13 protein-coding genes are annotated in these 14,110 nt (G+C 50.0%); 10 read left to right on the top strand and 3 right to left on the bottom strand.

Annotation, left to right across the window (positions count from 1 at the left end):
• The first annotated feature begins 15 nt into the window (after positions 1 to 15).
• The 7 genes from queG to GON05_RS26505 all read left to right on the top strand — a co-directional run bounded on the left by queG (position 16) and on the right by GON05_RS26505 (position 6,008).
• Entirely contained in the window at positions 16 to 1,209 is a 1,194-nt protein-coding gene (gene queG / locus GON05_RS26535) for a tRNA epoxyqueuosine(34) reductase QueG (RefSeq protein ID WP_397370864.1), read from the top strand.
• Positions 1,206 to 1,769, top strand: coding sequence for a methylated-DNA--[protein]-cysteine S-methyltransferase (locus GON05_RS39805; protein WP_157323427.1), 564 nt, complete (start codon positions 1,206 to 1,208; stop codon positions 1,767 to 1,769). The genes queG and GON05_RS39805 overlap by 4 nt, the downstream gene beginning before the upstream one ends.
• Before the next feature lie 15 nt (positions 1,770 to 1,784).
• Positions 1,785 to 2,816, top strand: coding sequence for an HD-GYP domain-containing protein (locus GON05_RS26525; protein WP_157323425.1), 1,032 nt, complete (start codon positions 1,785 to 1,787; stop codon positions 2,814 to 2,816).
• A gap of 90 nt (positions 2,817 to 2,906) precedes the next feature.
• Entirely contained in the window at positions 2,907 to 3,116 is a 210-nt protein-coding gene (locus tag GON05_RS26520) for a YneF family protein (RefSeq protein ID WP_127455063.1), read from the top strand.
• Positions 3,117 to 3,249: 133 nt separating this feature from the next.
• Positions 3,250 to 3,828, top strand: coding sequence for a TetR/AcrR family transcriptional regulator (locus GON05_RS26515; protein WP_157323423.1), 579 nt, complete (start codon positions 3,250 to 3,252; stop codon positions 3,826 to 3,828).
• Positions 3,829 to 3,855: 27 nt separating this feature from the next.
• The gene (gene folE, locus GON05_RS26510) at positions 3,856 to 4,446 is read left to right on the top strand and encodes a GTP cyclohydrolase I FolE (protein ID WP_127455066.1); all 591 of its coding nucleotides are present in this window, start codon (positions 3,856 to 3,858) and stop codon (positions 4,444 to 4,446) included.
• 242 nt (positions 4,447 to 4,688) lie between these two features.
• Positions 4,689 to 6,008 (top strand): deoxyguanosinetriphosphate triphosphohydrolase family protein, encoded by a 1,320-nt coding sequence (locus tag GON05_RS26505; RefSeq protein ID WP_127455068.1) that lies wholly within the window; start codon positions 4,689 to 4,691, stop codon positions 6,006 to 6,008.
• A 60-nt stretch (positions 6,009 to 6,068) separates the two neighbouring features.
• Here GON05_RS26505 and GON05_RS26500 read toward each other — a convergent pair whose 3' ends face one another.
• On the bottom strand, positions 6,069 to 7,067 hold the full coding sequence (locus tag GON05_RS26500) for an alpha/beta hydrolase (protein ID WP_127455070.1): 999 nt from the start codon (positions 7,065 to 7,067) through the stop codon (positions 6,069 to 6,071).
• 310 nt (positions 7,068 to 7,377) lie between these two features.
• On the opposite strand from GON05_RS26500, the gene GON05_RS26495 reads away from it, so the two are divergent.
• A complete protein-coding gene (locus tag GON05_RS26495) occupies positions 7,378 to 8,121 on the top strand; it encodes an IclR family transcriptional regulator (RefSeq protein ID WP_127455072.1) in 744 nt (247 codons plus the stop codon).
• Positions 8,122 to 8,214: 93 nt separating this feature from the next.
• Entirely contained in the window at positions 8,215 to 9,105 is an 891-nt protein-coding gene (locus GON05_RS26490; protein ID WP_157323421.1) for a cation diffusion facilitator family transporter, read from the top strand.
• Positions 9,106 to 9,180: 75 nt separating this feature from the next.
• Here GON05_RS26490 and sleB read toward each other — a convergent pair whose 3' ends face one another.
• Together sleB and acnA are read right to left on the bottom strand one after the other, a co-directional pair.
• Positions 9,181 to 9,843 carry a spore cortex-lytic enzyme gene (sleB, locus tag GON05_RS26485; RefSeq protein WP_127455076.1) on the bottom strand — a complete coding sequence of 221 codons (663 nt, stop codon included), beginning with the start codon at positions 9,841 to 9,843 and terminating at the stop codon, positions 9,181 to 9,183.
• 195 nt (positions 9,844 to 10,038) lie between these two features.
• Positions 10,039 to 12,756, bottom strand: a complete 2,718-nt coding sequence (gene acnA, locus GON05_RS26480) for an aconitate hydratase AcnA (RefSeq protein ID WP_157323419.1) — start codon at positions 12,754 to 12,756, stop codon at positions 10,039 to 10,041.
• A gap of 322 nt (positions 12,757 to 13,078) precedes the next feature.
• Here acnA and GON05_RS26475 point away from each other — a divergent pair, with 322 nt between their 5' ends.
• Positions 13,079 to 14,098: an amidase domain-containing protein gene (locus GON05_RS26475; RefSeq protein ID WP_157323418.1), complete on the top strand. Its 1,020-nt coding sequence runs from the start codon at positions 13,079 to 13,081 to the stop codon at positions 14,096 to 14,098.
• Positions 14,099 to 14,110: the final 12 nt, after the last annotated feature.

The raw sequence follows: 14,110 nt of genomic DNA, 5'->3' as shown, positions 1-14,110 counted from the left end.
GTTTTGGCGGTTTCCATCATCGCAGCATCAGAGACAGAGATTAGAAAACTACAGCAAGAGATCGTGGAAGCCGCGCCGTCCCTCGGTATAGATAAGATCGGCTTCACGTCAGCTGAGCCGTTCACAGAACTGAAAGACATCCTTCTCCGTCACCGGGAGAAGGGGTTCGAATCCGGCTTCGAGGAGCCGGATATCGAGAAGCGGGTGCATCCCGAGCTGAGCTTCGACGCGCCGCGTTCGATCATCTCCATCGCGGTCGCGTACCCGTCGAAGCTGGCTAACCCGCCCCGATCCGAGCCAGGAGCGTATCGGGGGATCATTTCGCGCTCCTCCTGGGGGAGCGACTACCATGATGTGCTTCGCGACCGGCTAGCGAAGCTGGAGGCTTTCATTGCGGAGCGCATGCCGGATGCGCGATTGCAAAGCATGGTCGACACCGGCGTGCTGGTCGACCGCGCTGTTGCGGAGCGGTCCGGCATCGGCTGGTCCGGTAAGAACTGCGCCGTCATTACGCCGGAATGGGGCTCATGGGTCTATTTGGGCGAAATCATCACCAATATTCCGTTCCGCCCTGATACGCCGATAATGGACCAATGCGGCGACTGCACGATCTGTATCGATGCTTGTCCCACGGGGGCGCTCGTTGGCCCGGGACAGCTCAACTCATCCCGCTGCATCTCCTTCATTACCCAAACGAAGGGATACATCGCGGATGAGTACAAGCTTAAGATCGGCAACCGGCTCTATGGCTGTGATACGTGCCAGATCGTCTGCCCGAAGAACAAGGGGATGAACTGGACGCACCATCCGGAGTTCGAGCCTGACCCTGAGAAGGTCAAGCCGCTTCTGATTCCCTTGCTCACTATGACGAACAAGGACTTCAAAGAGCAATACGGACGTATCGCGGCGTCCTGGAGGGGCAAAAGGCCCATCCAGCGCAACGCAATCATCGCGCTGGGCAACTTCAGGGACAGCTCCGCTGTGCCTGTCCTTACGGAGCTGCTGCACAAGGATCCGCGGCCTGAGATTCGGGCAACGGCTGCATGGGCGCTGGGGCGCATAGGGGGCGACGATGCCGCAACAGCGCTGGATAAGGCCCAAGGGGCCGAGCAGGAACCGGCGGTGCAGCAAGATATTGAGAAGGCGATGACGGCCATCCGGCAAGCGAATCATGCAAGCTCGCAGACAGGGGAGAAGAATCCGACATGACATATAATCAGCAATCCGCTGCGAACAAATTGATCTATAAGGAAGTTGCTACGCCTATAGGCGCGCTTGTTCTCATTACAAGTCCGAAAGGACTTTGCCGAGTTGCTTTCGGCACCATGAGCCAGAATCAAGCGGACCTGCAAGAGTGGGTCATCCGTTGGTTTGGCAAGGGGACAGAGCTCCAGGAGGATGTAGGAACACTTGCGCCAATCGTGCAACAGCTGGAGGAGTATTTTAGAGGAGAGCGGCTAAGGTTTGATGGGGAATTGGATTTGCAGGGTACGGACTTTCAGAAAAAAGTTTGGACTGCCCTGCTGGACGTCCCATACGGAGAGACAGCTTCCTATAAGCACATTGCCGAGGCGATTCAATCACCGAAAGCTGTAAGAGCAGTAGGCGGCGCAAATAATAAAAATCCGATTCCCGTAATCATTCCCTGTCATCGCATCATTGGTGCAAGCGGCGACTTGGTAGGGTATGCCGGGGGTCTCGACATGAAAATACATTTACTTGATTTGGAACGTGAAGAACACCCCCATATGAATCCAAAGAATAACTAACCGTGGAGTGATCCTATGAAATATGTACATTTGGATTCCGTTGAGTCGGGTCAATATTTAGGCCGTACGATATTTGCCAGCAACGGTTCGATTCTGCTTTCGGAAGGCGTGCAGTTAACGGTTTTTATGATCAATACGCTCAATCGAATCGGTGTTACGATGGTTTACATCAAGGATCCGAACCTGGAAGATGTGGAGATTCCCGAAATCATTTCAGAAGAAACTAAACGTATCGTGATGCAGCAGATGGGACAAACCTTCGCTGCGCTCCGATCCGGCAAGGAATTTAACTCCCGCGCTATGAGCATTTCGATCAACACTTTGCTCGACGAGGTGATGAAGAATCGGGATGTGCTCGTCCAACTGACCGACATTCGGACCAAGGATAACGAGATGTATGTCCATGCGACCAACGTCTGTATGATGGCGGTGCTTGTAGGCATTAATATGGGGTTCAATGAGAGCCAACTGAAAGAGCTTGCCATTGGCGCCCTACTGCATGACGTGGGGAAAATTGAGCTCACCTGTGACGATGAGTCTTCTGACAGCAGGAGGCATCATACATGGCGCGGGTTTGAGCTTTTGAAAACAAAGCGCGAACTCAGCCTGCTCATTGCCCATGTAGCCTTCCAACATCATGAAGCATTGGACGGCCAGGGCATTCCGAGAGGTTTGACCAGCGACGACATCCATATTTATGCCAAAATTACAGCTGTCGCAAATATGTACGATAACTTGCTCTTCGATACTTCTATGGGACGCCGGATGCTGCCCTACGAGGCATGCGAGCATATGATGGCGTTGGCTGGAACCAAGCTGGATCGAGAGGTTTTGATTCATTTTCTGAAAACTGTTTCCATCTATCCGACCGGGGCTTCCGTCCGTCTATCGAATCGCGAGACCGGCGTTGTTGTCGGTCAGCATCGCGGATTACCGACCCGCCCGATTGTGAGAATCGTCAAGCAGGATCAGATGGACAGAGAACTGGATATTAAGGAAATCGATTTGGCAAAACATACTACCGTTTTTATTGAACAAGTTCTATGATTTATGGCCAAGTCATTTGTAAAGCGATGAGTAGAAATGGTATGATAAGGCAAGCAATCTAACCAATCAACACTTGCAGGGGGCAACGTTATGTGGAGTTATCTTATTCCTATTCTCACTTTGATTGTGGGCTTAGTCGGCGGATTTTTTATCGGCGTGTTTTACTTGAAAAAGCAGTTGGAATCCATGCAAAATAATCCCGAGATGCTGGCCAAAATGGCGAAGCAAATGGGCTACAACATGAATAAACAGCAGTTAAACAAAGCGCAGCAAATGATGAAAAACCAAAAGTGGAAATAATAGTGGGGCTCGAGACCCCTTCAGAGGGCTTTGCTGTCTAACCGTACAATCGGAGGACAGCAGGAGCCCTTCGTGTTATAGTCAGGTTTTGTAAAATTAGGACATACCAGTACGATTCAGAGGTGGCTAGTCGATGGCAAGCAACAAAGACCGCATTCTGGAAGCTGCGATGGATCTATTTCATGATCATGGCTACCAAGGAACGGGACTAGAGGACATTTTGTCGAGCAGCGGGGTATGTAAAAGCAATTTTTATTATCATTTTAAAAGCAAAGAAGAACTGGGCTTAAAGGTCATTGAACGCAAGGTAGACGAAATGCGGCAATCCGTGTTGGAGCCAAGTCTGGGGAATACTAAACTATCGCCAAAGCAGCGCGTGCTGGAATTGTTTGAACGCATGCTAAGTTTCTGTGATGAGAACGAGTGCCGCAAGGGATGTTTTTTCGGTAACTTGGCGTTAGAGCTTAGCGATTGCTCAGAGGAGCTGCGTAAGCCGCTCAGCCGCTTTTTCAGCGAGATGGAGACTGAGATTGAGGCTTGTCTGAAAGAAGGCCGGAGACAAGGCGAGCTATCGCTGCAGGGGCTAGCCCCAGTCGAGCTTGCTGCACCTATCGTCTCTCTTTGGCAGGGCGGCATGCTGCTTACCAAAACGCATAAGGACAGCAGGGCTATGAGAGATGGAATCAAGGTTTTGACAGTCTGCATGGGTTAAAGGATATGAATGAGGAGAGTGGAGCAGTTGGCATCCGTTGAATACAGAAATACGAGAGTAGCTGAGAATCGCGAGCTGATTGAGAAGCATGTGCGCGAAATTTTGCGATTGATCGGCGAAGATGTGGACCGCGAAGGTTTGTTGGACACACCTGCACGCGTAACGCGCATGTATGAAGAAATTTTTTCGGGCTACGACGCGGACCCGCGGGACGTGCTCGGTGTAACCTTTGATGAGCAGCATGAAGAATTGGTGATCATTAAAGATATCATCTATTACAGCCAATGCGAGCATCATATGGCGCCGTTTTTCGGCAAAGTGCATGTTGGCTACCTGCCGAGCGGGAAAGTCGCAGGGTTAAGCAAATTTGCCCGTTTAGTCGATGTCATCACCCGCAAATTGCAAGTGCAGGAGAGAATAACGTCCGAAATCGCCGACATTCTCGATGAAGTGCTGAAGCCGCACGGCGTGATGGTCGTTGTGGAAGGCGAGCATATGTGCATGTGCTCCAGAGGGGTCAAAAAGTACGGCAGCGAGACGATCACATCAGCGGTGCGCGGATCTTTCCGTACGGATTCAACGCTGCGTTCCGAGTTTTTATCATTGATCAATAGGTAATTCGTGAGTAAAGGGGTGTGCATGAAGACAAATGTCTTGTGCAGCATCCCTTTTTTTATGGAGAATGTGGCTGCATGACTTGTTGCCGAATAGAGGAATATAGTATTCTTTTATAAATAAATGGCCCCAGGGTGACTAGCGTACATGCTATAGCATAAACTGATCATAGCAAGTATACGAATCGCTAGGTGTACAATTCCGGGGGTTGGCAAGAGCACGAGATCACCAGAGGGGGCAAGCTGATGAAAAACATACGAAAATTTCGGCCCGGTGAGGCCGCTTCCTCTAAAGTGAGTGAAGAACGGGATGAATTTGAGCGGGATTACGCAAGGCTGATCCAATCACCGACCTTTCGGCGGCTGCAGGGCAAGTCGCAGGTGTTCGGAGCCGGTTCAGGTGACTATTACCGGACGCGGCTGACCCATTCGCTGGAGGTTGCCCAAATTGCCAGAGAAGTGGCGAAACGTCTGGAGCGGACGAACCCTTTTCTGCAAAAAAGAGAGCATCCGGGTCTCATCATTGACCCTACCGTTGTGGAGTGTGCGTCGATTGCGCACGATTTCGGCCACCCGCCTTTCGGTCACAAAGGGGAAGAGGTGCTGAACCACATCCTGCTGAAGGATCATGGTTTGAAATATGAGGGCAATGCCCAGAACTTCCGAATCCTGATGTTTCTTGAAAAAAGGGCGGGCAGTGAAAGCGGTCTGGATCTTACCGCGGCTGTGCTGCTTGGCATTAATAAGTATCCTTTCCTGCTGGAGGAAGAAGGCCGGCTTAAGGGGGTATACGCCTCCGAGTGGGAGATTATTCGGGAGCTGCGGAGAGAGTGGAACATGCCGGAAGGCTGCTCCACATTGGAAGCGCAATTGATGGATTTATGCGACGATATCGCGTACTCTACGCATGATATTGAAGACGGCATTCGTGCTGGCAAGATCCAGATGAACGCTACGTTTTTTGAGAATCAACGTTTGATCCGCCATTTGGTAATGGAAATTTTGAATGATCCCAATAAACACAAATTCGGCTGGGAGCACGTCGACATCGAGCAAATGGTCAAGAAGGTGCTGACCGACTATCTCGAGCAGTGGCAGCAGATTTTCGTCGAATGCAATCGCGAAGAATCGCGTACGCGCAGAGAGATGAAAGCACGTTGGGTCAGCTCTTTTGCTAGTCGTTTGGACATTCTGGACGATCCTGAACGAGGCTGGAAAAAGGTTGCGCTCGTCAAAGACGGAGCGGAGGATATGAATCTCCTGCGGACCATGGAGATCTTGAAGAAGCTGGCGTGGGTCACGCTGATCAAGGATTTCCGGGTGCTGCGCCTCCAGAAGCGGAGCGAGATCATCGTCGAGCGGCTGTGGGAAAGCTTTATCGATCAAGACAGGGGAATGTGGATCATTCCGCCTGATTGGATCGATAGCTATGAGCGCCGGAAGGGTAACTGGAGCTGGCCGCGGTTCGTCGCGGACTATATATCCGGCATGACCGACGCATACGCGGAAAAGGTGTATGCAGAGCTGTTCGCGAGCAAGTCCGGCTCGATCTATGAGATGGACTAGGCGAAAAAAAATATCGACCCCGCAAGGGGTCGATTTTATAGGGAGGAGGGAATACCAGCGTCAGTTAACAGCTGCTACAGTTTCTTTCGGCGTCAGACCATTAAGAAAGCTGAGAGAAGTGCGCACATACTTTTTGGGCTCTGCGCGGTATAACAATTCATGCTGGGCTTTGGGGATAATCCAAAGTTTGGATTGCGCGTTGTCTTGCACCTTGAAAATGTCCTCTACCATTTCATATGGAGCTTTGGAATCTTCCGTTCCATGAATGAAATAAATGGGCATTGAATAAGCGGTTGAAGTGACCTTTTTATAAGGAACCTCATGCAAGCTTACCCCGTTCAATAGAGGGAAAAATAAGCGGACGAGCGGTAGAGACGGGAATTTCGGAACATTCACTACTTGCTTCATATTGTGATAGAGCGTATCCGGATTCAGCATGAACGTGCTGTCCAGAATCATCCCTGAGATATCTTTACCATTTTGGAGAGCGGCTTGCAGCGCCGTTCCAGCACCCATTGAGAAGCCCCAGATATAAATAGGACCATTGGATAAATGCTTAACATAGTTAATCGCTCCCAGCAGCTCCTGTGACTCCTGAATACCACCGGTCATGATGCGTTCATTGCCTGGTTGAACATAGCCATAATCGAACATCAGTACATTGTAATTCTGCAAATGCAGCTCACGGGCTAAATTATAGAGTGGAACCCACAATTCCTCGCGATTACCGCCATAGCCGTGCGAGAAGATCACGGTTTTGTTGGAAGGAGCGGGAATGAACCAACCGTCTAAATTCGAAGTTCCGTTCAGACTTGGGAACGTAATGCTGCTGTAAGGAAGACCAACGGCTCTCATGGGATCCGAATGAAGCGGATCAATATGCGGCCGTGCCAGCGTCCATGCAATATAGGCGTGAAAAGCCAGCAACAACGAGGTACATAACGTCAGGAATGAGATCAGGATGGTGAGAACCAGCCTTTTTTTGCGCAAAAGCGGACGGGTAACGACCTGTTCGAGCGTAGGTTGAATTGAGCCTGGGGATAGTGATGTTGATGACATCGCAGTACCCTCCCTCCAGAAAAGTAGTGTGTTCAAATGGGCTGCTCTGAGAAGTTATAAGGAGAAAGGAATAATTATCTAAATTTTCAGATAAGTAATCTATTATCTTAATCTTATTCTGTATGCGCTTACAAGTCAATGAGGGTGCGGGAAATGTAAAGTCACTGTAACCTTTCTGTAACAATTCAAGAAACAGATGTTTGACCTTTACGCAACGTTGGAGTTTGGTTATACTAGATATAACTGGGTTTCATATAGTGAAACTATTTGATGCTTCCGCAGACAGTTGACTATGAAAGTGGTGTTCGTCATGGAAGATAATAAACTGACGGTGCGAGCTGTAGAGCGTGCTTTGGATATTATGCTCTGTTTTACCGAATCGACCGAATTGACGTTAACAGAAATTGCAAGTCGTGTTGATTTACATAAAAGTACGGTGCATCGGCTGCTTGCTTCTTTGGAAGGCAAGGGTTTTATTATGCGCGATGCCGCGACAGATAAATACAGACTGGGCTACCGGCTGTGGGAGCTGTCCGCGAACCTCTCGCAGGAGGGAGACCCCGGCATCATTTTGCTGCCGGAGATGGAAAGGCTGCGTGATCTCCTCGGCGAGACGATCTCGCTGTACGTGCAGGACGGCCTGGAGCGTATCCGCATCCAAGCCGTGCAGAGCAACCACGCCATTCGCCGTGTGGCCCCTGTAGGGGCGCGAATGCCGCTTTACGTCGGCGCCTCGAGCAAGGTGCTCGTCGCCTTCGCAGAGCCCGCTGTGCAGCAGCAGCTGCTAGCCTCGGCCGACTGGCCGACCGGGCTGGATCAGCAGGCGTTCCTGCAGCAGCTGGGCGACACCAAACGCGCTGGCTTCGCCACGAGCGTGGAAGAGCGCGAGCCCGGTGCGGCGGCCGTGTCCGCGCCGATTATTGATCGCGGGGGCCGGCTGGTGGCCGCCCTCGCCGTATCAGGCCCAGCGAACCGGCTTACGCTGGAGCTGATGCAAGAGCAGGCGCCGCTCATTATGGAAGCGGCGCGGCGCATGGGCACGATGCTGCGCTAGCGCATCGTCCCCGTAATCCTCTATCCAAGTACTTGGATAGAGGATTTTTTGCTTCTAGGAGGCCATACTAGAAGAGGGAAGGGAGTGGCAAGTATGAAGAACACCGCCTCGATGCTGGCGATCTGGATTAGTCTTGCCAGCAATATCGTACTGACTGCCATCAAAATTATCGTTGGCCTTCTTTTCAATAGCCAGGTGCTTATTGCCGATGGCATCCATAATGCCGGAGACGTCATTGCTACGGCGACGGCATACAGCTCTATGCGTGTTTCGTCTAAGCCCGCTGACGTGGACCATCCTTACGGGCATGGCAAAGCGGAGGTGCTTGGCGCTTTTATCGTTGCGATTATTTTAGCTGGAGCCGCCGTATACATTGGTTATCATTCTATTCATGCCTTATTCGAGCCAGCCGGTGAGGCGCATGTGATTGCTTTTATCGCAGCGGTCATCTCGCTCATCTGGAAGCAAGTTCTTTATGTGTACACGATGCGGGTTGGCCGTAAAATGAACAGCAAAGGATTGATCGCCACGGCCTATGATCATTTGGCGGATGTCTACGCGTCGATTGCCGCTTCAGTCGGAATCGGGCTGGCGCTGCTCGGGGATCATTTTGGCTACGGATTTCTCGCATATGGGGACCCTGTAGCCGGGATTATCGTCTCCATTCTAGTCTTGAAGCTGGCTTACGAAATGGGCCAAGACTCATTCGGTATTCTTATGGAGCGGAGCGTAAGCTCGACACAGATTGAAGAGTACGCGTCGCTAATCCGCTCTGTACCCGAGATCAAGCGGATTGACCGCTTGAGAGCACGCGAGCACGGTCATTACATATTAATCGACGCGCGGCTTGGCGTATCGGGTACATTGACCATCCAGGAAGGCCACGATATTATTCGCGGCATTAAACACAAAATCCAATCTGCGCATAGCGATGTGGACGAAGTACTGGTGCATTTGAATCCTTGGTACAAGGAGTCTACGTAACTTATAAAAAATGAAAAAACACCTTTCATCAGCGGCTCCAATTCGAAGCGGCCAGATGAGAGGTGTTTTTCATTGTTACTTGGCAAAAATATGATTGCCGATCTGAACCGTCTGCGGACGTGACCAGATCCACTTGCTTGTCGCTGTCTTTGGATTGAAGTAGTAGAGAGCACCACCGGTTGGATCCCAGCCGCGTACAGCATCCTGTGCAGCCTTGTATGCCGTGCTGTCCGGCGTCAACCAGTATTGCCCGTCATCTACGGCCGTGAAAGCGCCAGATTCAAAAACAATCCCTTCGATTGTATTCGGAAACTCACTTGAATTCAGACGATTCATAACGACCGCTCCTACTGCGACTTGTCCTTCATAGGACTCACCGCGAGCCTCGCTGTAGATCACTTTCGCCAGCATATCAAGATCCGTTTGATTAACCGAATACTTACGTAAGCTCTGCCATGTATTAGCACCAACAATACCATCAATCGTTAAGCCATAATTATATTGAAAATTACGTACAGCTGCGGCGGTAACAGGACCGTACACACCATCTAGCGGCTGTTGGTAATAGCCTAACATTTTAAGACGGAATTGAGCATCCCAGACGTCTCCGTTCTCACTGCCTGGTTGCAACGTTTCAGCCGTTGCGGCTGCTGTTGGATGGCTCCATTCGCTTACTGAAAAACCTAGACCAATCGAAGCGATCAGCATGACTAGGACGAGCCTTTTTAATGAGTTCATCTTCATCTCCCCTTTCGCTGTTACCCATTATAGGTGGGCAGGATAGGGGGCTCAACCCGCAGTTATTACCAATGTAAGTCAATCACTTGCGGCTCTAAGGATACAGCCGTCTCCAAAAATGCAAAAAATCCGAGAATGCCATACGGCAATCCCGGATTTCTTAGCTGTGTGTGTATTGCTTTCTTGATGGTTATCTTAGTTTTTCTCAGCCAAAATTTGGCGAAGAACGGTTTGCAGAATACCGCCGTTACGGTAGTAATCCACATCAACCAAGCTGTCCAGACGAACAAGTGCGCTGAACTCGAAAGTTGTACCATCTTCACGAGTAGCTGTCACTTTTACTGTTGAACCCGGTTGAACATCGTTGCTCAAACCTGTGATATCGAATGTTTCACGACCTGTGATACCGAGAGTTTTCCAGCTTGCTCCTTCAAGGAATTGAAGCGGAAGAACGCCCATACCTACAAGGTTGCTGCGGTGAATACGCTCGAAGCTTTCCGCGATAACGGCTTTAACGCCTAGTAGGAATGTACCTTTAGCCGCCCAGTCACGGGAGCTTCCAGTTCCGTACTCTTTACCTGCGATAACGACAAGGTTTTGTCCTGCAGCTTGATATTTCATGGATGCATCGTAGATGGACTCTACTTCGCCAGTTGGCAAGTAAGTTGTTACGCCGCCTTCTGTTCCTGGTGCCACTTGGTTACGAATACGGATGTTCGCGAACGTACCGCGCATCATCACTTCGTGGTTACCACGACGGGAACCGTAGGAGTTGAAGTCTTCTCTTTTTACACCATGGTTGATCAGGTATTGGCCTCCAGGGCTGTCAACTTTGATGTTACCTGCAGGGGAGATGTGATCCGTTGTAACGGAATCGCCCATGAGTGCCAAAGTTTTCGCGCTGCGGATATCCGCGATATCGTCAAGAACTGTGCCCAGATCAGTGAAGAACGGAGGCTCTTGAATGTAAGTGGAATTCGTATCGAATTCGTACAGATCCCCTTCTGGAATCGCGATTTCGTTGAAACGCTCATTCGCGCGGAATACGTTGTTGTATTTGTCGCGGAACATGTCAGGGCTCATTGCTACGCCAAGAGCTTCTTGAATCTCTTGGTTTGTAGGCCAGATGTCTTTGAGGTAGACAGGTTGATTGCTTTGGTCGTATCCGATAGGATCGTTAGCCAAATCAATGTTTACTGTACCTGCAAGGGCATAAGCAACAACAAGTGGAGGTGATCCAAGGTAGTTAGCTTTTACTTGAGCATGAACGCGGCCTTCAAAGTTACGGTTACCGGAGATAACGGCAGCTACTGTCATATCGTTGTCAGCTACTGCTTTGCTTACTTCTTCAGGAAGCGGACCGGAGTTACCGATACAAGTTGCACAGCCGTAACCTGCAACGTGGAAACCAAGTGCTTCTAGGGACTCAAGCAAGCCTGCTTTTTTGAGGTACTCAGTAACAACCAGGGAACCTGGCGTCAAGGAGCTTTTCACGAATGCAGGTTTTCTCAAACCGCGAGCTACGGCTTTCTTAGCCACAAGACCCGCACCTAGCATAACGCTTGGGTTGGATGTATTTGTACAGGAAGTGATCGCTGCGATTACAACGGAACCCGTTCCCATTTTAACTGTTTCGCCATTCGGGTAGACAACATCAACTTCTTCGTTGATTTTCTCTTCCGTCAGACCGTATCCGCCTTTGTCGATTGGCGTACGGATGATGGAGTTGAAGGACTCTTTCATGTTCGTAAGCTCAACGCGGTCTTGCGGACGTTTAGGACCAGCCAAGCTTGGTACTACGGATCCAAGATCAAGTTCGATAACATCTGTGAATACTGGATCTAGTGTGGAATCCGTACGGAACATGCCTTGTGCTTTGTAGTAAGCTTCTACAAGCGCGATTTGGTCTTCTTCACGGCCAGTTGATCTCAAGTAGTTCAATGTTTCGCTATCTACTGGGAAGAAACCGATTGTTGCGCCGTACTCAGGAGCCATGTTCGCAACCGTTGCGCGGTCAGCCAAGGAAATGTTGCTCAGACCAGGACCGAAGAACTCAACGAATTTACCAACAACGCCTTTTTTACGCAACATTTGTGTAACTGTCAAAGCCAAGTCAGTAGCTGTAGCGCCTTCTGCCAAGTGGCCTGTCAATTTGAAACCAACAACGTCTGGAGCTACGAAGTAAAGAGGTTGTCCAAGCATACCAGCTTCCGCTTCGATACCGCCGACGCCCCAACCTACAACACCTAGACCGTTGATCATTGTTGTATGGGAGTCAGTACCTACGAGGGAATCCGGATAAACGACCGTTTCACCATCAATTGTTTTTGTAGCTGCAACAGAAGCAAGATACTCCAAGTTAACTTGGTGAACGATACCTGTTGAAGGTGGAACTGCACGGAAGTTATCAAATGCTGTTTGTGCCCAACGAAGGAAACGGTAACGCTCTTCGTTTCTTTCGAATTCTAAGTTAATGTTCATGTCAAGCGCATCCGGGGAACCGAAAGCGTCAACCATGACAGAGTGGTCGATTACAAGGTCTACAGGAACAAGCGGGTTGATCCGTTTAGGATCTCCACCTTCACGAGCCATTGTCGCACGCATTGCCGCAAGGTCAACGACGACAGGTACGCCTGTGAAGTCCTGAAGAACGATACGAGCAGGAATGAAAGGAATTTCTTTGTTGTCGTCACGGCCTTCAGCCCAGCCGGCGATTTGTTTTACGTGTTCGCTTGTGATCGCACGGCCGTCAAATTGACGGATAGCTGCTTCAAGCAAAACGCGAATGGAAACAGGAAGGTTGCTAACTGTACCGTGACCTTGGTTTTCGAAGTCAGGCAAGCTGTAGTATTGGAACGAATTCGTTCCGACAGTTAACTGTTTACGCACAGAAAAAGTGTCCTTGTTGGACATGGATAATTCCTCCTTTAATATCTTCATCCATTGGTTTCATCTAATGAAACTCAATTTCATTAATCCCCTAACTCAAGTATAGCGTTTCGCTGTGTTTGAGTAAAGATTTATTTCAATCATTTTTACCATCCAAATGTCATATATTGAATCAATTCAAAGCAAATCGGGCTCGTCCTATGATGACTGTTATTTTGCCGCAAACATGTACTTTCCATAAATAAAAGTTTCAATAAAGCTTGAACCCGGTAAGCGACGGCGTAGACAATTCGCACACAACTCGCACACAACTTTCCTGCCAAAACTTTTTAGGAGGGTAACCCCGATGTCCTGGAAAACAGCGCTCTACAATTACGTCCATGCTAAAAATCAGTCAGAGCTCGAAGGCTCCGCAGCACCGCTCCAAGCCTACTTATCAGACAGCGCTTATGTACGTAAGCAGGAGGTCAGGGTTCGCAGGCTCCTGGAAAGTTTTCGCGATCGCGATGCCAAGCTGGTGCGAGGGGAAACGAAGCTGCGCCTTACCGGCGTTAGAGAATCGGCGCATGGCGTTATTGCGGATATTGTGTTGCACCGGTTTATCCACTATCGCATCGGTTCCATCGACCACTTGGAGGAGCGCATCGAGCCGGAGCGAGTTGTGATTGACAGCGCAGCGAATCGTTGGCAGGTCAGAAGTACAGAGTCCCTGCAGGGAGAACAATCGCTTCCGAACAAGCCGCGGAGCGTCTTTTTCTCTGAGCAGGTGGATTTTGTGGAAGGCCTTCGCAGAGCACCCTCACTGCCGTATATCAACCATAGTATACTCAACAGCGGAGCCCAGGAATTCGTTCCGCGCAAAATCATTTATAACCGCGACAAAGCCGTCCAATATGCGGAAACGTGGTGGCAGACGCCCAACCCGAAATATGAGCAATTCGAAGTGGATTGCACCAATTATGTGTCTCAATGCCTCTTTGCAGGTGGGGCTCCAATGGACTATACTGGGAAAAGGGATTTGGGTTGGTGGTACGCTGGCAAAAGGGGCAACCAAGAGTTATGGAGCTTCAGTTGGGCGGTTGCCAATAGCCTGCAATCTTTTTTGGCGCATAGCCGCAAAGGGCTGCACGGTCATGAGGTTCATGACCCGCGCGAACTGCAGCCTGGCGACACGATTTGCTATGACTGGGACGGCGATGGCCGGTTTCAGCATAATGTTATTGTGACGGGCAAAGATGCGAATGGCATGCCACTAGTCAATGCACACACGTATAATAGCCGCAATCGTTACTGGGCTTATAAAGATTCGCCAGCATGGACGGAGCGGACCAAATACTTCTTCGTTCGGGTTGCAGATGAAATGTGAACGTAATATTTT

Origin of the sequence: Paenibacillus anseongensis (genome assembly GCF_009757995.1) — a bacterium.
In the GTDB taxonomy this organism is placed as follows: Bacteria; Bacillota; Bacilli; order Paenibacillales; family NBRC-103111; genus Paenibacillus_E; species Paenibacillus_E chondroitinus.
This window is presented reverse-complemented; position numbering and strand designations above follow the sequence as displayed.

Coding starts and splice junctions, on each gene's coding strand:
- GON05_RS26475 (WP_157323418.1), top strand. CDS start 13,079: ATGTCCTGGAAAACAGCGCTCTACAATTACGTCCATGCTAAAAATCAG.
- GON05_RS26500 (WP_127455070.1), bottom strand. CDS start 7,067: ATGTCATCAACATCACTATCCCCAGGCTCAATTCAACCTACGCTCGAA.
- sleB (WP_127455076.1), bottom strand. CDS start 9,843: ATGAACTCATTAAAAAGGCTCGTCCTAGTCATGCTGATCGCTTCGATT.
- GON05_RS39805 (WP_157323427.1), top strand. CDS start 1,206: ATGACATATAATCAGCAATCCGCTGCGAACAAATTGATCTATAAGGAA.
- GON05_RS26515 (WP_157323423.1), top strand. CDS start 3,250: ATGGCAAGCAACAAAGACCGCATTCTGGAAGCTGCGATGGATCTATTT.
- GON05_RS26495 (WP_127455072.1), top strand. CDS start 7,378: ATGGAAGATAATAAACTGACGGTGCGAGCTGTAGAGCGTGCTTTGGAT.
- GON05_RS26505 (WP_127455068.1), top strand. CDS start 4,689: ATGAAAAACATACGAAAATTTCGGCCCGGTGAGGCCGCTTCCTCTAAA.
- GON05_RS26490 (WP_157323421.1), top strand. CDS start 8,215: ATGAAGAACACCGCCTCGATGCTGGCGATCTGGATTAGTCTTGCCAGC.
- GON05_RS26525 (WP_157323425.1), top strand. CDS start 1,785: ATGAAATATGTACATTTGGATTCCGTTGAGTCGGGTCAATATTTAGGC.
- acnA (WP_157323419.1), bottom strand. CDS start 12,756: ATGTCCAACAAGGACACTTTTTCTGTGCGTAAACAGTTAACTGTCGGA.
- GON05_RS26520 (WP_127455063.1), top strand. CDS start 2,907: ATGTGGAGTTATCTTATTCCTATTCTCACTTTGATTGTGGGCTTAGTC.